This is a genomic window from Paenibacillus sp., assembly GCF_035645195.1.
GTDB lineage: Bacteria > Bacillota > Bacilli > Paenibacillales > YIM-B00363 > Paenibacillus_AE.
In genome coordinates this window covers 95,152-111,674 of the sequence record NZ_DASQNA010000041.1, presented here as the reverse complement: position 1 = coordinate 111,674, position 16,523 = coordinate 95,152, and the positions used below count along the sequence as shown (strand labels likewise).

Here is a 16,523-nt window from a genome sequence, read left to right as displayed (position 1 = left end):
TTCGTAACCTCCGGTTCGCTTGGGAATTATCGAAGCATTCCTTTGTACACGCCTGGCTCCGAGCCGGGAATCGCCGCAGCGCCGACCGTCTTCTCGTAAAACGCCGTCGGGCCCGCTCCGCCGATGATCGCGTAGCCGTACCCTTCGTCGCGCATCGCGCGCAGGGCGGCGAGGAGCAGCAGCTTGCCGATGCCTCGCCCGCGCTCTGCCGCGTCGACGCCCGTCGGGCCGAAGAATCCTTTCATCGTCGCGTCGTAGCAGGCGAAACCGAGCAGCCTGCCGTTCTCGACGGCGATCAAGCACGTGATCGGCGACCTCGCGAACGACGCCTCCGCCTCGCTCACCCATCCGTCGTTGAAATGTTCGCCGATCCAGCGCGTCACGACGTGCTTCTCGGGCGCGATCGGGCGGCGGATCGTCACGCCGTCCGGGATGGCGAGCTGCGCGTCCGGCAGCTCGTACAGCTTGACCAACATATCCGGCATTGCGGCACCTCCAGAAGCTTTCAATTCGGTATCATTATATACATTTGAGATAGCCGTTTCGATTCCTGCTTTTTCCGGCGGTCGAAAAAAAGAATGATCCGTTCGCCCGCAGCCCGGCGCGGCTCGGACGGCCGCTTTATTCGACGAGTAGAATTTGCGAAAGCGGTAGAAAAACGGGAAATCGCGAAAAAACCCTGCCGCGCTGGCGGCAGGGTACCGGGTTACGATGACGCGAACAAATCGGAGGACAAATATCGCTCCCCGCTGTCGGGGGCGATGCTCAGCACCCGCGCCTCGGGCGGCAGCGCGCGGGCGACCTCGAGGGCGAAATAGGCGGATGCGGCCGACGAAGCGCCGACCAGAATGCCTTCTTCCTTCGCGAGCCGGCGGGCCATCGCCTGCGCGTCCTCGTCGCGAATATGCAAGATGCGATCGAAGACATCGCGATTCACGATGACCGGCACGAAGCCCGGCCCCGTGCCGGGAATTTTATGCGGCCCGGGCTGTCCGCCCGACAGGACCGGCGAGCCGGCCGGTTCGACGACGTAAATGGACAGCCCCGGGATTCGCTTCTTCAGCTCTTCGCCGACGCCCGTCACCGTGCCGCCGGTCCCTGCGGTTAGGACGAGCGCGTCGAGCTTCCCTTCGAACGCGTCGTAAATTTCGACGGCCGTCGTGTGCCGGTGCGCGTCCGGGTTGGCCGGATTTTCGAACTGCATCGGCATGAAGGCGCCCGTTCGCTCCGCCGCGAGCTCCTTCGCCTTCGCGATCGCCCCTCGCATGCCGAGCGGCGCCGGCGTCAAATGCACCTCGGCGCCGTACGCCTTCAGCACGTTCACCCGTTCCTTCGTCGCGTTCTCGGGCATCGTGATCATGCACGGGTAACCTTTCGCCGCGCACACCATCGCAAGGCCGATGCCGGTATTGCCGCTCGTCGGCTCGATGATCGTCGAGCGTCCGGGCGTGATGCGGCCTTCCGCCTCGGCGGCGGCGATCATGTTGAACGCGGCGCGGTCTTTTACGCTTTTCCCAGGATTGAAATATTCCAATTTCATATACACGGAAGCCGGAACGTCCGCAGCGACGCGGCGCAGCCGGACGATCGGCGTGTTTCCGATCAAATCGACGATCGACGTGACCATTCTAGGCATAGGCGCGCCTCCTTCGATGATCATTGTATGAAACTGCCAGCGCCCTCGTCAATCGAGACGTTTCGTCGGACGCTTACGGCGCGCCGGCCCGGGACACGCCGCCGCCGTCGCGGCCTGCGCCGACCGAACGGCCGCCGCGGGCGACGAGCGTCCCCATCGCCGCAAGCAGCAGGCCCGCGGCCACGAAAATCCAGTGGAACGACAAGAATAAGCCGAGACCGCCGCCGATCAACGGACCGATCATCGCTCCCGTCTGATTGGCGCTCGTCGTCAGGCCGAACGACCGGCCGCGGAACTGGTCGGGCGTGTTCTGCACCATGAGCGTGTTGACCGCCGGCGCGATGCCCGCCATGAACAGGCCGAACGCGAATTGAACCGCGGTGAACACGACTAGATCCGTCACGAAATACTGTACGGCGATGCTCGCTCCCGAAGCGATCAAGCAGAAGGCGAGCACGCCTCCGTAGCCCCGGCGTCCGCCGAGCTTGCCCCACAGCGGCGAAGCGACGATGCCGGCGATGCCGATCAAGGCGAAGACGACGCCCGACGTCAGCGCCGCGTTCGCCACGCCGCCCTGCAAATCCGCGATGTGAAGCGTCAGCAGCGGCTGAATCATATTAAACGAAAGCTGAAATCCGACCAGCAGCAGCAGCAGAGCGAGCAGCGTTCGATTGCCGAGCGCGCTCTTGATATCTTCCCGGATCTTCGTTCTCGGCGGCCTTTCCGCGGGTTTCCCTTCCTTCACCGCGAATATGACGGCGGCGGTCGCGGCGAAAATTACGACCGCCGCCGCGACGAACGACATCCGCTGCCCGAACCAAGAAGCGAGCAGCCCTCCGAGCGCCGGCCCGACGATCGAACCCGACATCGTGCCGGCCTGCATCATCCCGAGGCTCCAGCCCATCTTCTCCTTCGGCGCGACGCTCGCGACAATCGCCATCGATGCGGGCACGAAGCCGCCGACGAAGCCGTGCAGCATCCGCACGGCGACGAGCTCCCACGGATTGCGCACGAAGGCGATCAGCGCGTAGATGACCGCGAGGCTGAGCCCGGCGCGGATGACCATCTTCTTGCGGCCGTACCGATCCGCCACCGAGCCCCACAGCGGCGCCATGACCGCGCCGACCAGGAACGCCGACGAATGGACGACGCCGGCCCATAAGTCGACGGCATCCTCCCCGACGCCGAGATCGAACAGAAACAGCGGCAGGAAGGGCACTGCCATCGAGTAGCTCGCGCTGCACAGCAGGACGCCAGCCCACAAGATCCACATCGTTCGTTGCCATGATTGCATGCGTCGCCACTTCCGATTCTCGGTTTTGCTTCACTATACCCCTCCCCCGCCGGGCGTTCAACCGCCGGAATGCCGAGGAATCGCCAGCAAATAGGCCGTCCCTGCAGGAACGGCCCAGATGCGCGCCGATATTCGGGCGTCACCGCCGATTTTTAACCGTCGGCTCCGCTCAGCCTTTCGTGTCCAGCGGCTCGAGCTTCGCCTCGATCTGCGCCCGCTGCGCCTCGAAGTACGGCGGCAGCGACAGCCGTTCGCCGAGTCGCTCGAACGGTTCGTCTCCCTCGAAGCCCGGACCGTCGGTCGCCAGCTCGAACAAAATGCCGTTCGGCTCGCGGAAATAGAGCGATTTGAAGTAATAGCGCTCTACGAAGCCGGAGTTCGGAATGCCGGCCGCCGTCACCCGCTCGACCCATTTCCGCAGCTCCTCCTCGTTGTCTACGCGAAAGGCGACGTGGTGGACCGAGCCTCGCCCCGGCCGCTCTCGCGGAAGATCGGCGCACTCCGAGAGATGCACCTCCGCCCCGGTGCCGCCCTCGCCGGTTTCGTACACGACCACATCCGGCTGTCCCTCGACGTTCGACGGGTACGTCCCTTTGCGCCGATACCCCATCAGCTCCGTCAGGATGCGCGCCGTCCGCTCCGGCCGCGACACGGTCAGCTCCACCGGACCGAGCCCCACGATGCCGTGCTCGACCGGCACCGGACTATTCGCCCAAGGCCGACCGCCGGCGACGCCGACGTTCCCTTCGTCGGAGACGAGCGCGAGCCGCTGCCCTTCCGGGTCGCGGAACGCGAGGACGGCGCGCCCGCTCCGCCTGTCGACGTCGTCGTGGTCGACGCCGAGCGACTCGAAGCGGCTCTTCCAGTACGCAAGGGAGGCGTCGCTCGGCACGCGCAGCGTCGTCAACGTAATCGCGTTCGTGCCGAGAACGGTCTGCCCGGCCATCGGAATTTCGAAGAACGTCAAATCGGTGCCCGGATTGCCCCGTTCGTCCGCATAAAACAAATGATAGACGGACGTATCGTCTTGATTGACCGTCTTCTTCACGAGGCGCATGCCGAGCGTTTTCGTATAAAATTCGAAGTTGCCGCAGGCTTTCGCCGTAATCGCGGAGACGTGATGCTGTCCTTTCAGCGGCAAAACCGTCGTCATGGTTCGCCCTCCTTTTCGTCTTTCGATTCCACGTGCTTTGTACGATTTCAATTCGTGACTAGTAGTTTCCTCCGTTCCTGCAAACAATACGATTATTCCTTCATTATGGAAAGGATGGAAACGGATGTCCCCGAATTCGGAACAGATGACGCAATTTTTAACGGAACGGCTGCGGCGGGACGCGAGGCCGCTGCGCGGGCCGGACGATTACAAGCCGCTCTCCGACGCGGGGGCGGCCGCGCGCTTCGTCCTGCTTGGGGAAGCGTCGCACGGCACCTCGGAATTTTATGCCGGCCGCGCGGAGCTGACGAAGCGGCTCGTCGCGGAGCACGGCTTCCGGTTCATCGCCGTCGAGGGCGACTGGCCGTCGTGCTTCGAAATCAATCGATACATCAAGCGGCTGCCGGGCGCTCCGGCTTCGATTCGCGAAGCGATGCGCGCGTTCGAGCGGTGGCCGTCGTGGATGTGGGCCAACGAAGAAATCGCCGATCTCGCCGAATGGCTGCGCGCCTATAACGATTCGCTGCCCGAAGACGAGGCCAAGGTCGGCTTTTACGGCATCGACGTCTACTCGCTCTGGGAGTCGCTTGAAGAGATCATCCGCTATTTAACGGCGAAGAATTCGCCCGCGCTCGAGCAGGCGAAGCGCGCGATGGCGTGCTTCGAATCGCATCAGCGCGACGAACAGTCGTACGCCGTCGCCGCCGGGCTGTACGGCGAAGACTGCGAGGACGACGTCGTCGAGCTGCTCGCGCGCGTCCGCAAGGAGCGTCACCGCGATCTCGGCGCGGCCGCGGACGACCCGGAGGCGGCCTTGTCGGCGGAAATCAACGCGCTCGTCGGCGTCAACGCTGAAGCGTACTACCGGACGATGATCCGCGGCGACGCGGAGTCCTGGAACGTGCGCGACACGCATATGATCGAGGCGCTCGATCTCGTCGCGAAGCATTACGGACCGGAGGCGAAAGGCGTCGTCTGGGAGCACAACACGCACATCGGCGACGCGCGGGCGACCGACATGGCCGCGGAAGGCATGGTGAACGTCGGCCAGCTCACGCGCGAGAAATACGGTCCCGATCGCGTGTTCGCGATCGGCTTCGGCACGTACGAGGGCACCGTCGTCGCCGGCTCGTCGTGGGGAGCGCCGCTCGAGGTGATGACGGTGCCGCCCGGCCGGCAGGGCAGCTGGGAACGGCTGCTGCACGACGCCGGCGCGTTCGATAAATACATCGTCTTCCGCGACGATCCGGAGCCGTATCGGATACTTCTGCCGCATCGCGCGATCGGCGTCGTCTACGATCCGGCGCGGGAACGGTACGGCAATTACGTCCCTTCCGTCCTCGCCGACCGCTACGACGCTTTCGTTCATTACGACGTCAGCCGCTCGCTCCGGCCGATCAACCTCGAAGCGCGGGCGGCCGTCCCGCTCGCGTGACTGCCGGGAAGGCGCCGCCGACAAAAAACTCCGGACGACACTCGTCCGGAGTTTTTTCTGAATTACGCTTGTTTTACCGCCTGAATTTCGATCTCGACTTTCACTTCGTCGCCGACGAGGAAGCCGCCCGCTTCGAGCGCCGCGTTCCACGTAAGGCCGTAGTCGCTGCGGTTCAGCGTGCCGGAAGCGTGGAAGCCCGCCTTCGTGTTGCCCCACGGATCTTTGCCTTCGCCTTCGAATTCGACTTGGAACGTCTCGGAGCGCGTCACGCCGTGCAGCGACAAGTCGCCCGTCACGCTGTACTCGCCGTCGCCCGTCTTCTCGATCTTCGTCGCGGCGAACGTCAGCTTCGGATGGTTCTCGACGTCGAAGAAGTCCGCCGAACGCAGGTGGTTGTCGCGATCGTCATTGTTCGTGTTCACGCTCGCGAGATCGACGGAGAACGAGATGCTTGCCGTCGTCAGATCGCTCGGATCCGCCTCGATTGCCGCGTCGAAGCTCTTGAAGGAGCCGCGGACTTTGGAGAACATCATGTGTTTAATCGTAAAGTCTACGCCGCTGTGTGTCGGGTCCAACGCCCATTTGCTCAATGCCATGTCAGGTTTCCTCCCGGAATTATATCTCAAATTTATAATATCTAATTGGATTTTATTCGAATTTGAAATGTCTTGTCAATCTCTTTTTTTACGCTTCGCCGGGGCGGCTTGCGGCGGAATATGTTACGATAGAGGACGAACGTGCCCGCCGGGTCCGTTCGAAAGCCATGGGAGAGGATTTTGAACGCGCGCATGAAAACACTCGTGATCGCCGAGAAGCCCGATATGGGCCGCAATATCGCCGCAGCGATCGAGCCACGGGCGGTAAATAAGCGGACGCATCTCGAAGGCGAACGCTACATCATTACGTGGGCGATCGGCCACCTCGTTACGTTGGCCGAGCCTGATCATTACGACGACAAATATAAAAAATGGAATTTGGCGCATTTGCCGATTTTGCCGGAGTCGTTCAAGCTGCTGCCGAACCCGAAGACCAAGGACCAGCTCGCGGTCATCGCGGAGCTCGCGAAGCGCTGCGACCGCATCGTCAACGCTTGCGACGCCGGGCGGGAAGGCCAGCTCATTTTTTCGCTCATCCAGCGGTACTTGCGCCTCGCGCACCCGGTGCAGCGGCTGTGGATTTCCGACCTTACGCCGGAGACGATTCGCAGCGGCTTCGCGAATTTGAAGGATGCCGCCGAATACGAAAACTTGACGAAGGCGGCGCGGGCGCGCAGCGAGGCGGATTGGCTGATCGGCATGAACGGCTCGCGCGCGTTTACGACGAAGCACAACGTGCTGTTGTCCGTCGGACGCGTCCAAACGCCGGTGCTCGCCCTCATTTACGACCGGCAGGTGCAGATCGAATCGTTCGCGTCGGCCAAATTTTACGAGGTGCACGCCGTGTTCGCCCAAGGCGACGTCCGGTACAAAGGCGTGTGGCAGGGCGAGCGGATCGTCAGCCGGGAATTCGCCGACCGCATCGCCGCGAAAACGTCGGGCAAGCCCGGCCGCATCGCGAGCTACGAGGCGAAAGAGGTCAAGGAGTATCCTTATAAATTATTCGACCTTACCTCCCTGCAGCGCGACGCCAACGCGAAATACGGCTTCTCCGCCAAAAAGACGCTCGACGTCGCGCAAGCGCTGTACGAAAAACATAAAGTGATCTCGTATCCGCGGACGAACTCCAACTACGTGAACGAGCAGAACATTCCCGAAATGCACCGCGCGCTCGACGCGCTGCGGGGCACCGGCTACGACGCGCTGGCCGAAGGCGCTGCGAAGCGGTTCGTGCACAAAGGCAATCCGAACGTCTGCAACCCGAGCAAAGTCGAGGATCACCACGCCATCCTGCCGACGCACAAAAAACCGGGCGCGCTGTCGCCCGACGAGCAAAAAATTTACGATTTGGTCGTTCGGCGGTTTTTGTCCCACTTTTACCCCGCCGCCGAGTACAAGCAGCATGTGGTGCTTACCGAGGTGGAGCGCGAAACGTTCAAAACGAACGTGAAGCAGCTGCTCTCCCTCGGCTGGAAAATCGTTTACGCGGATATGGCGCCGGATAAGAAAAAAGCGAAGTCCAAAGCGAAGGATGAAGACGAAGGGGAAGACGCCGAGACGGAGACGGACGCCCCCTTCTCGCTCGAGCCGCAGGAGGGCGTGCGCAACGTCGCGTCCGAGGTGAAAGAGAAAGAAACGCAGCCGCCGAAGCCGTTCACGGAAGGCACGCTGCTGAAAGCGATGGAAAGCGCGGGCAAACAAATCGAGGACGATGAGCTGCGCGAGGCGATGAAGGATTCCGGCCTCGGGACGCCGGCGACGCGCGCGGCGACGATCGAGCGGCTGAAGCAGGTCGGCTACATCGAAATGCAGGGGAAGAGGATCGCGATTACGCGCAAAGGGCGCACCGCCGTCGAGGTGATCCGGGCCGCCGGCGTCGAGCTGCTGACGTCCCCGGAAATGACGGGCCATTGGGAACGGCGTCTGAACGACATCTCGCGCGGCAAAGCGGAGGACGCTTCGTTCATGGCGAAGGTGAAGCAGTTCGCCGCCTTCATCGTCGAGAAAGTGCGCGCCCAGCAGAGCGCGGCCCGCAGCGCTTTCGAGTCGGACGCCCCCTCTCCCGCCGGCCGCAGATCCGCAAGCCGGTCGCGGAGCGCGGCCGCCGAATCCCGCGCGGCGCCGTCCAAGGCGGCGGCGCCGAAGAAGGCCGCCGCGGCCGCCGCTTCGACGGGCACGATCGGCCCTTGCCCGCGGCCGGGCTGCGGCGGAACGATCTTCATGGGCCGCAAAGGGTACGGCTGCAGCCGTTACAAAGAAGGCTGCCGTTTCGTTATTTGGAAGGAAAGCTTCGGCAAAACGCTGTCCGACGCGATGATCAAATCGTTGATCGAGAAAGGACGCACGAACAAGCTGAAGCTGAAAAACGGGCAAGGCGAACCGATCGAAGCGCGCATCGTATTGAAAGACGCGCAAACCGGCGGGCTGGAGCTGGAAGCATAAGCTCCTCCCGCCTTTTTCGTTCCATAAAGTTTTCTCGGGACAACCGCGCGCGACTCATGGTATGATGCTATAGGATTTTTTACCTACACAACGCTGCGCAACGGGAGTTTGCTAACATGACCAGCCCTCTTTTGCTACCTATGGATATGTTCTCTGCTGCTACAATCGGCGACGCGGTTGGCACGAGCTTCACGCATCTTCTCCATCAAGGCGACAAATCGGTGTTTTGGACCGCCGGGCGCGCCGCGGGCTTGATGTACGCCCCGATCGGAGGGAAATACGTCGCCTTAGGCGATCCGTTCGGCTTGCCGGACGCTTGCGTGGATGCGGTCCGCGAATTCGCCGCCTTCGGCCGGTCCGCCGGACGCGGCAGCCTCTTCTACCATCTGGGCGAACGTTACGCCGAGGCGCTGCGCGCGGACGGCTGGCGGACGATCCAATCGGGAGAAGAAGCGATCGTGCGATTGCCGGGGTTTCATACGGGCGGGAAAGCGTGGCTGAAGCTGCGGACGAAGCAGAACAAGCTGCTGCGCGACGGATATCGGTGCGACGTGACGCGCGCCGATGACGGAAGCGTCGCATGGGGCGAACTGCAGCGCGTGTCGGACGCATGGCTCGGCCGCAGGACGGAGAAGTCGTTCTCGGTCGGCAGTTTCTCGGAAGCGGCCGTGATCGACCGTCCCGTGGCCTCGCTGCGTTCGCCGGAAGGCGCCTTGCTTGCGTTCGTCACGCTGGCGGAATATCGGGACGCGGACGGCGCGCAGCACGCGGTCGTCGATCTGATGCGATACCTGCCCGGCAGCCCGCCCGGCACGATGGAAGTATTGTTCCTGCACGCTCTCGGTTGGGCGAAGGAGCGCGGGTATGCGACCTGCAGCCTCGGCGTCGCGCCGCTCGCGAACGCCGAGGCGATGCCGCGGTACGTCAGACCGGCGGTCGCCCTGCTGTCGAAGCGCTATAACTTTCAAGGTTTGCGCCATTTCAAATCGAAGTTTCATCCCGAGTGGACCAAGCGGTACATCGCTGCGGACGGCTGCCCCGCATGGCTCGCGCTCGCCGCGATCGGCTTGCTCGTTCACCGCCGAACGCGGCCGGGCCGGACGCAGCCGTCCGGCCTGTACGCAGCCGCCGCGACGGCGGACTCGACGAGCTTACGCGATTCCTAAGAGGGCGAATTCGGCTTCGATCGCGCGGCGCAGCTCCCGTTTGTCCCCGTCGGACAGAAACGCGGCGTCGACGCCGTTCAGCACGAGCCGCCGGATTTCTTCCGGCCGAAAATCGAAATGCTGCTGAAGCATCGCGTATTCTTTGCCCAAATTCGTGTCGGAGACGGTCAAATTGTCCGTATTGACCGTCACGTGCAGCTCCCGGTCGAAATAGTCCCGGATCGGGTACGCGTGCCACGCGGGCGCCGCTTTCGTCTGAATATTGCTGACCGGGCACATCTCCAGCGGGATGCGGCGTTTGCGGATGAAGCGGTATACCTCTTCGTCCTCCCGCAGCCGAACCCCGTGCCCGATTCGTACCGCGCCGAGCTTCGTGACGGCGTCATATATATTTTTAGGGCCGGCCGCTTCGCCCGCATGAATTGTCACCGGGATGTCGCGCCTCCTCGCGATCGCGAACACGTCCGCGAACCGCTCGGCCGGGTACGACGCTTCGTCGCCGGCCAAATCGACCGCGACGATGCCCCCGCCGATAAATTTCGCCGCAGCCTCGATCACCTCGCGATTTTGCGCGTCCGAATGCGAGCGCAAGCACGTCGCAATGCCGCGCGCTTTGACGCCGAACGCCGCCTCTCCTCGGCCGAGCCCCTCCACGACGGCCTGAATCACTTCCTCGACGGACAGCCCCCGATTCCGATGCAGCTGCGGCCCGAAACGAACCTCCACGTACTTGCAGCGCTGCTCCGCGGCTTGCTCCACCAATTCGAAAGCGATTCGTTGCAGGGCGGACGGCGAATGCAGGAACGCGCCGACGAACGCGAATTTGCTTAAATATTCCTGCAGGCTGGCGCAATCGCCCTTCACCTGCATCAGGCGGGACAACGTATCCCGGTCCGTGCCCGGCAGCTCGACGCCCGCCTCCTCGGCCAAGTCCACGACCGTCTCCGGTTTCACGCTTCCGTCCAAATGAAGGTGCAAATCGACTTTCGGCAGCTTCGTTACATCGACCATCCGCTCCACTCCCTCTTCGCTCGTATTCTTATTTTCACTACTATATGCAAATGGGGAGTCTTTGTAAATATACATAACACACAAAAATGCATTTAACCTCAAACCATATCACATACCTAACATCTTATGATCTATCCATCCTTCATTCGCCGATTGGCATTGTTCTCGTCCTCCTGTTATGATAAGGGGAATCCCATTCGATCGGAGGCGACTCTCCCCTGGGCGTTAAGTTTCAACGAGAATACAAAGACATCGTAACCGATTTGGCCGGCGCGATCCGGACGATCGAAGACGGCTACGCCGCGTTCGAGATGAGCGAGGATGATTGGCTCGCGACGGACGAAGCCGAGCGATCGGAGTTTTTGCGCACGTTCGCCGACGACATCTTCTACGGCCTCGGCTCGCTGCCGTCGCTGCGCGTCGGTTCGGGCCGCATCGAATACGATGCGCCCCATCACTTGATTAAGGTTTATTCGTCGGACAACGTCGTGCATTTGATTTCGCTGATTTGATCCGTTAGCAGCAAGGCGGCCGCCCCTCGAACGCAGAGGGAACGGCCGCCTTTGTGTGTTGCGTTAATCCCGTTCGTAAATCGAGCCGGTTCGACTCGCGTACAGCTCGGAATACACCTTCTCCGCGTAAGCGTCGGTCATGCCTGCGATATAATCGGCGACCATCCGCTCCCACGTCCATTTGTTCCGATGTCTCGCGTAACTTTCGATCCAATCCGGCGGCAAGATGAGCCGTCCGGTGTCGTACTCGCTGAAGCTGTCCCACAGCCGCCGCACGATGATTTCGTTCCGCTTTTGCAGCCGCTGCACCCGAACGTCCTTGATCATCGTCACCCAAGCGAGCTTCTTCAAAATTTCCATCGTCCGTAGCAGGTCGAGATCCTCCTGCCCGTCGCGCACGAACGTTACGCGCTTCCAGCCGAGCGCGGCATCGTCGATAATGCCGACCTGATTCGCGAATTTGCCGACCCAGCGCGCTTTAATCTCCCGCCTCGCCCGAGATGCTTCCCGTCCGCACTGGACGTAAATCTCCTCCCACTGCTTGCAGTAATCGGCGAGCACGCGCCGCACCATCGCCTTCCGATCGACCTCGTCCCACCGCACCCCGCTGTTGCCCGCATCGTCGACGATCTCCTGCACGACGTTGTCGACGAGCCGCTCGTCCTCGAAGAACACTCGGGACATCGGAATTTTCCCGGCCCGCATGCCGTCTTCGATGTCGTGCGTCGAATAGGCGATATCGTCGCTCAAGTCCATCAGCTGCGCCTCCAGCGTCGGGCACCGCTCCGGCATGTTCCACACGTCGCGAAGCTGCTTGATTCCTTCCCATTCCATGCCGTATACGCCCTTCATGCGCCCCGGTTCATCGAGCGAATACGGATATTTGTTGATGGCGAGCAGCACCGCCGCCGTCAAATCGAGCCCCCGTTCGCTGCCCGCGCGCTTTTCCAAAAACATAAGAATGCGGAAATTCTGGGCATTGCCTTCGTATGCGAGGCCGTACCGCTCCCGCAGAATGCGGTTCAGCACCTCTTCTCCTTTATGCCCGAACGGCGGATGGCCGAAGTCGTGCGCGAGCGCGGCGCATTCCACCACCTCCGGATCCATCATGAGGCCGGGATGCTCCTTTTTGTTCAGGAACGGGTACGTTTTCCCGAGCCGCCGAGCGACCTCCCGCGCGATCTGCGACACCTCCAGCGAATGGGTGAGCCGCGTCCGGTAATAGTCTCCGGAACCGGCGCCGAATATTTGCGATTTGCCCTGCAGCCTCCGGAACGCGGGCGATTGGATCAGTCTCGCGTAATCCTTCTCGTATTCGTCCCGATCCTCGCTGGACAGGGCGTTCCCTGTATCGAACAGGCGCAGTTTCCGTATGTTCATTCCGCATTCCCCCGTCATTGTTCCCTGCTATACGGTATGCCGCCCTAAGCGGGAGGTTCCGATCCTAATGTCAATCCGATGTAATTTATAATAACATGCATTCCGAAGTTGTAAAGCGTCGGCACAGGCCGCGCGTATAGGACAATGCGACGCTCACATATACATCATCAAGGAGAGGATCGCGATGAGATTTACAATCCAATATATCCCTCTAAAACAAATCCATGCGGGCGCTCCCGTGCGTATGACGGACCGCATCAAACAGCTGCGGCGCGTCATTTGGGACAGCCCGCAGCTGCTCGCGGTTACGAAAAACCGCAAAGGCGGCTACACCGTCGTCGGCGGGCACGATCGGTACCGTTACTTAAAGGCGCATACCGACAAGATGTACGCGCCTTGCGTGCTCGACGATCGCCGAGAGAAGCGCGGCATTTCCGTGCCCGCCTGGCTGAAACGAATGCGCGGCCGCGGTTTCGCGGCGGCGCTCCCCAAGATGCACCCGGAGAACGTGACTCCGGCAGGTTGGTCGATTATCCGCGCGTTCTTGAAGGAAGAGCCCCGCTTCGCCGGCCTTACCCGGATGCAGCAGGCGCGCATCCTCCTCGTCGGCGTCCGCTACAAACGAACCGTCGTACGGGAAATGAAGCGGATGGTCGACGAGCTGCTCGGACCGGGCGCTTCATGACGAAGGCCGCCCGCTCCCCCTTGGCGGCGGGCGCGTACGGCCTTCTGTCGCGGCGTTCAGGCGCCGACGTCGATATGCTTCGTGCAATTGTACAGCTCGCACCGCCAGCCGGCTTCCTCAAGCCGCATGATCGTCACCGACGTGTTGCGAAGATGCGACGCCCAGTCCTCGTGCGGCGCCAGCGCCTTGAGCGTATTCGCAATCAACGCGCCGTGGCTGACGGCGAGCACCCGCCGACCGGGATACCGGCGCACGGCGTCTTCCGCGAACGCCGTTCCTCTCGCCGCCCCTTCCTCAGGCTTCTCGCGCCCGAATTCGAGCGTCTCCCAGTCCGAACCGTACATCAACAGCCGCTCCTCCGGCGTCGTGCCTTCCATTGTGCCGAACGACATCTCCCGCAGCCGAACGTCGGTTACGACGGGCAAGCCGAGCGCGCGCCCGATCGTTTCCGCCGTCTCCAACGCTCTCGACAAATCGCTAGAGTAGATCGCGTCCCATGCCGGCTCCGCCTGAAGCCGATCCGCCAACAAGCGCGCCTGCTCCCTCCCGATTTCGTTCAGCGGCACGTCCGTCTGCCCCTGCGCTCGTCTTTCCAAATTCCAGTCGGTCACGCCGTGGCGCACCCATCCAATCGTCGTCATTCGTCCGCATCCTCCGTCATGCTGCATTTGATCCAATCCGCCGCCCACAGCAGCGCTGGAATCATAATACCACAAGTCATCGCGAACGCGGGCCAATTTCGGATCGCCGACTCGTTAAAAGTGACGATGTTCGGGGCAACGGCCAGCGAAACGACGAGCACGAGTATGCCGACCGGCATCGCCAGCGGCGCCCCGCTCTTCCCTCCGAGCCATTGCGAAAATCCCGTGCACAAGGAGTACAGCGCGATCGTCAGCTTAAAGAAGATGGTGATAAACCAGGTTCCCGCCAGCACGATTTCCATCCGCTGCAGCCAATCGCCGAACGTAATTTGCCGCGAGACGCTGTATGTAGGATACTGCTGCCGCGCCGTCTCCTCCGCCCCCAAGACGAGGATGCACAGCGTTATGACGAGCAGCAGCGCGAGACCCCCGGTCAGCGCGCCGATCGCGAACGGCAGCCTCGTCCGGTCGGGGCTTTCCACCGCGGGCAGCACCATGAGGAACACGGAAAGTTCGACGAACGGAATGGCCGAAAACACATATATGCCGGGCAGCAGCGGCAGCACTCCGTTCTCCAAGATCGGCATCGCCTTCTCAAACTTCGCCTCCGGCAGCAAAAACACGACGCCTACGAAAAACATCAACACGATCCACGGCAAAAACACTTCCGCAGCGCGGGCGATCGTGTTGATGCCGAGCCGAGCGCCCCATACGGCAACGCCAAGAAACAGCATCATGATCGCCTGAATCGGCGTTTCCGGCAAAACGAGCGTCGTTAGGAAATCGCCGACCTCCCGAAGGAGGATGGAGCACAAGATGAACATGAACCACAAATATAAGAGGGAAATCGCTTTCCCCATCCATCGTCCCAGGACCGCTTCGCTGTATTGAACCAGCGTTTTATCCGGGTGTCTGCCGGCGATGCTGCAATAGAAGGAGACGAGGAGGAGTCCCACTCCGATGCTGGCGATACCGGCGATCCAAGCGTCCCGCCCCGTTTCGGCCGCCATGATGCCCGGAATGACCAGCACGGCGTCGCCGAGCGTATACAGCAGCACGGCGATCATTAATTCCCGCCGGCTGATTCCGACCCGCCGATTCGCCATACCGCCACGCCCCCCCCTAGTCCGACATCGAATAAATAAAATCGTTCAACGGCTCGAATACCCAAATCGTCAGCCGAAGCGGATTCGGGATCGGCGCCTGCGCGGCTTCGGCGACGCACAGCGCGAATGCTGCCGCATACAGCGCCGCGAGCGCGAGCCGGTACCTCGTTCTTCCGGCCTCCCGAAGCGCTTTATAATCTCTCCATCCCACTGCCAAGCCGACGACGATGATGATCGCAGCCCACACCGCTTATTCCTCCACTTCTTGCAAGAACGACTTGTTCGTCGTGCCGATGCGCCGAATCTTCACGTCCGCTTGGAACCGGACGGGCAAGTCTGCGAACGTTTCGTCCCACCGCTTTTCGAGTTTGCGCCACGCGCCCGGCGATGTCCGATGCAGTTCTTCGCCGAATCCGAAAATATCCGTACGAAGCTGCTGCGATCGTTCGACTGCGGCACTCATCAGCTCGACGATCTTCCGTTCCGCCGAATCCTCCAGCTTGCGAATTTCTTTCGGATTCGACACGTCGACGCGGCATCGCACTTCCCCGATGTTCGCTTCGGCGAACACATCGACGCTGAGCGACGGCCGGCCTCCCCCCGACTCCGCGCGCATGCTGGACTTCGAGCGCACGATCTCCAAGCTCAACGTTCCGCCGCCCGGGCAATCGATTACGCCGACGGAATTTTGCACATTATTGGTAATGTACGCCCAGCCCTTGCTCTCCTCCATCGTCAGCCAACCGACAATCTTATCTCCCTTCATCGCAACGAGATTCGAATAGGTCAAATTTGCCGGGCTGTCGATTTCTTCGACGTTCTTTTGCGTTTCGCCCGCCTTCTTATCCCCTTTAATTTCGATAGCCGTCAACACCGGATGCTTCCCCTTGCTGACGATGCTCGTTATCAGTTCGTCGAGCTGTACGCCATACGTCGGCGCCCACGCCTGCTCCGACGTCTGCAAAGACGTGAACAGCTTTTGGGCCGGCAGCTTCACGAGCGGCGTCAATTGGTCGAGCACTTCGTGGCCCTCTACGCCTTTCGCGGCGATGATATAAAAGTCGGTCCGCACTTCGTGGTCGCGGGACAAAAACTCGAGTTCTTTGGCGATGCCCTCCCGCAACAGCGATTCGCCGAACACGACGACGCGCAGGTGAGAGAAATAAATTTTGCGAGGCGACACGGTCGTCAATTTGCGGACGGCTTCGAATACCGACTCCCCCTTCGCGCTATACAGCGTTACAGGGGAGCGATTGCCGCCGCCGCCCCCGGCCGCTCGACCGCTCGCCACCTCGCCCGGTTCGACGACTTGGGCCGACACGCGGACCCCGCCGTCCTCCGCCCGATCGATCGCAAGGCCGACCGTGATCGCCAGCTCGTTCAGCTCCCTGCGGTTCCAGCATCCCGACAGGGCGGCGGCCGACACCGCAATGAGCAGCAGCAGGCCGATCCATTTTCGTACCACC

The 16,523-nt window shown here is 61.8% G+C and carries 16 protein-coding genes; 5 read left to right on the top strand and 11 right to left on the bottom strand.

The window, feature by feature from the left end:
* Window positions 1-26: 26 nt before the first annotated feature.
* The 4 genes from VE009_RS22770 to VE009_RS22755 all read right to left on the bottom strand — a co-directional run bounded on the left by VE009_RS22770 (window position 27) and on the right by VE009_RS22755 (window position 4,083).
* Window positions 27-485, bottom strand: coding sequence for a GNAT family N-acetyltransferase (locus VE009_RS22770; RefSeq protein WP_325011657.1), 459 nt, complete (start codon window positions 483-485; stop codon window positions 27-29).
* Between the two features lie 221 nt (window positions 486-706).
* On the bottom strand, window positions 707-1,627 hold the full coding sequence (cysK, locus tag VE009_RS22765; protein WP_414694928.1) for a cysteine synthase A: 921 nt from the start codon (window positions 1,625-1,627) through the stop codon (window positions 707-709).
* 82 nt (window positions 1,628-1,709) lie between these two features.
* A complete protein-coding gene (locus tag VE009_RS22760) occupies window positions 1,710-2,930 on the bottom strand; it encodes an MFS transporter (RefSeq protein ID WP_325011654.1) in 1,221 nt (406 codons plus the stop codon).
* A gap of 169 nt (window positions 2,931-3,099) precedes the next feature.
* On the bottom strand, window positions 3,100-4,083 hold the full coding sequence (locus tag VE009_RS22755) for a ring-cleaving dioxygenase (RefSeq protein WP_325011652.1): 984 nt from the start codon (window positions 4,081-4,083) through the stop codon (window positions 3,100-3,102).
* A gap of 124 nt (window positions 4,084-4,207) precedes the next feature.
* Between VE009_RS22755 and VE009_RS22750 the strand changes: the two genes are divergently transcribed.
* Window positions 4,208-5,518, top strand: a complete 1,311-nt coding sequence (locus tag VE009_RS22750; RefSeq protein ID WP_325011650.1) for an erythromycin esterase family protein — start codon at window positions 4,208-4,210, stop codon at window positions 5,516-5,518.
* Window positions 5,519-5,580: 62 nt separating this feature from the next.
* On the opposite strand, the gene VE009_RS22745 is transcribed toward VE009_RS22750, so the two are convergent.
* Window positions 5,581-6,114 carry a YceI family protein gene (locus VE009_RS22745; protein WP_325011648.1) on the bottom strand — a complete coding sequence of 178 codons (534 nt, stop codon included), beginning with the start codon at window positions 6,112-6,114 and terminating at the stop codon, window positions 5,581-5,583.
* 192 nt (window positions 6,115-6,306) lie between these two features.
* Between VE009_RS22745 and VE009_RS22740 the strand changes: the two genes are divergently transcribed.
* Together VE009_RS22740 and VE009_RS22735 are read left to right on the top strand one after the other, a co-directional pair.
* The gene (locus VE009_RS22740) at window positions 6,307-8,556 is read left to right on the top strand and encodes a DNA topoisomerase 3 (RefSeq protein WP_325011646.1); all 2,250 of its coding nucleotides are present in this window, start codon (window positions 6,307-6,309) and stop codon (window positions 8,554-8,556) included.
* 116 nt (window positions 8,557-8,672) lie between these two features.
* Complete coding sequence (locus VE009_RS22735; protein ID WP_325011644.1) at window positions 8,673-9,722, top strand: bifunctional lysylphosphatidylglycerol flippase/synthetase MprF; 1,050 nt, start codon at window positions 8,673-8,675, stop codon at window positions 9,720-9,722.
* Here the strand turns inward: VE009_RS22735 and add are convergent.
* Window positions 9,708-10,733, bottom strand: coding sequence for an adenosine deaminase (gene add, locus VE009_RS22730; protein WP_325011642.1), 1,026 nt, complete (start codon window positions 10,731-10,733; stop codon window positions 9,708-9,710). The genes VE009_RS22735 and add overlap by 15 nt on opposite strands.
* Before the next feature lie 263 nt (window positions 10,734-10,996).
* Here add and VE009_RS22725 point away from each other — a divergent pair, with 263 nt between their 5' ends.
* Window positions 10,997-11,245: a hypothetical protein gene (locus VE009_RS22725; protein ID WP_325011641.1), complete on the top strand. Its 249-nt coding sequence runs from the start codon at window positions 10,997-10,999 to the stop codon at window positions 11,243-11,245.
* 63 nt (window positions 11,246-11,308) lie between these two features.
* On the opposite strand, the gene VE009_RS22720 is transcribed toward VE009_RS22725, so the two are convergent.
* Window positions 11,309-12,625, bottom strand: coding sequence for a dGTP triphosphohydrolase (locus tag VE009_RS22720; RefSeq protein WP_325011639.1), 1,317 nt, complete (start codon window positions 12,623-12,625; stop codon window positions 11,309-11,311).
* Window positions 12,626-12,809: 184 nt separating this feature from the next.
* On the opposite strand from VE009_RS22720, the gene VE009_RS22715 reads away from it, so the two are divergent.
* On the top strand, window positions 12,810-13,310 hold the full coding sequence (locus VE009_RS22715; protein ID WP_325011637.1) for a hypothetical protein: 501 nt from the start codon (window positions 12,810-12,812) through the stop codon (window positions 13,308-13,310).
* Between the two features lie 56 nt (window positions 13,311-13,366).
* On the opposite strand, the gene VE009_RS22710 is transcribed toward VE009_RS22715, so the two are convergent.
* Genes VE009_RS22710 through VE009_RS22695 form a run of 4 tightly spaced genes read right to left on the bottom strand, consistent with a single transcriptional unit; the run spans window position 13,367 to window position 16,522 of the window.
* A complete protein-coding gene (locus VE009_RS22710; RefSeq protein WP_325011636.1) occupies window positions 13,367-13,951 on the bottom strand; it encodes a histidine phosphatase family protein in 585 nt (194 codons plus the stop codon).
* Complete coding sequence (locus VE009_RS22705) at window positions 13,948-15,057, bottom strand: endospore germination permease (RefSeq protein ID WP_325011633.1); 1,110 nt, start codon at window positions 15,055-15,057, stop codon at window positions 13,948-13,950. The genes VE009_RS22710 and VE009_RS22705 overlap by 4 nt, the downstream gene beginning before the upstream one ends.
* A gap of 16 nt (window positions 15,058-15,073) precedes the next feature.
* A complete protein-coding gene (locus tag VE009_RS22700; RefSeq protein WP_325011631.1) occupies window positions 15,074-15,304 on the bottom strand; it encodes a hypothetical protein in 231 nt (76 codons plus the stop codon).
* A gap of 3 nt (window positions 15,305-15,307) precedes the next feature.
* Entirely contained in the window at window positions 15,308-16,522 is a 1,215-nt protein-coding gene (locus VE009_RS22695; RefSeq protein ID WP_325011629.1) for a Ger(x)C family spore germination protein, read from the bottom strand.
* Window position 16,523 lies beyond the last annotated feature (1 nt).

What these genes read in the sequence shown, in the direction of transcription:
- VE009_RS22750 (WP_325011650.1), top strand. Translation starts at nt 4,208, where the DNA reads ATGTCCCCGAATTCGGAACAGATGACGCAATTTTTAACGGAACGGCTG.
- add (WP_325011642.1), bottom strand. Translation starts at nt 10,733, where the DNA reads ATGGTCGATGTAACGAAGCTGCCGAAAGTCGATTTGCACCTTCATTTG.
- VE009_RS22740 (WP_325011646.1), top strand. Translation starts at nt 6,307, where the DNA reads ATGAAAACACTCGTGATCGCCGAGAAGCCCGATATGGGCCGCAATATC.
- VE009_RS22715 (WP_325011637.1), top strand. Translation starts at nt 12,810, where the DNA reads ATGAGATTTACAATCCAATATATCCCTCTAAAACAAATCCATGCGGGC.
- VE009_RS22760 (WP_325011654.1), bottom strand. Translation starts at nt 2,930, where the DNA reads ATGCAATCATGGCAACGAACGATGTGGATCTTGTGGGCTGGCGTCCTG.
- VE009_RS22755 (WP_325011652.1), bottom strand. Translation starts at nt 4,083, where the DNA reads ATGACGACGGTTTTGCCGCTGAAAGGACAGCATCACGTCTCCGCGATT.
- VE009_RS22735 (WP_325011644.1), top strand. Translation starts at nt 8,673, where the DNA reads ATGACCAGCCCTCTTTTGCTACCTATGGATATGTTCTCTGCTGCTACA.
- VE009_RS22705 (WP_325011633.1), bottom strand. Translation starts at nt 15,057, where the DNA reads ATGGCGAATCGGCGGGTCGGAATCAGCCGGCGGGAATTAATGATCGCC.
- VE009_RS22720 (WP_325011639.1), bottom strand. Translation starts at nt 12,625, where the DNA reads ATGAACATACGGAAACTGCGCCTGTTCGATACAGGGAACGCCCTGTCC.
- cysK (WP_414694928.1), bottom strand. Translation starts at nt 1,627, where the DNA reads ATGGTCACGTCGATCGTCGATTTGATCGGAAACACGCCGATCGTCCGG.
- VE009_RS22745 (WP_325011648.1), bottom strand. Translation starts at nt 6,114, where the DNA reads ATGGCATTGAGCAAATGGGCGTTGGACCCGACACACAGCGGCGTAGAC.
- VE009_RS22770 (WP_325011657.1), bottom strand. Translation starts at nt 485, where the DNA reads ATGCCGGATATGTTGGTCAAGCTGTACGAGCTGCCGGACGCGCAGCTC.
- VE009_RS22710 (WP_325011636.1), bottom strand. Translation starts at nt 13,951, where the DNA reads ATGACGACGATTGGATGGGTGCGCCACGGCGTGACCGACTGGAATTTG.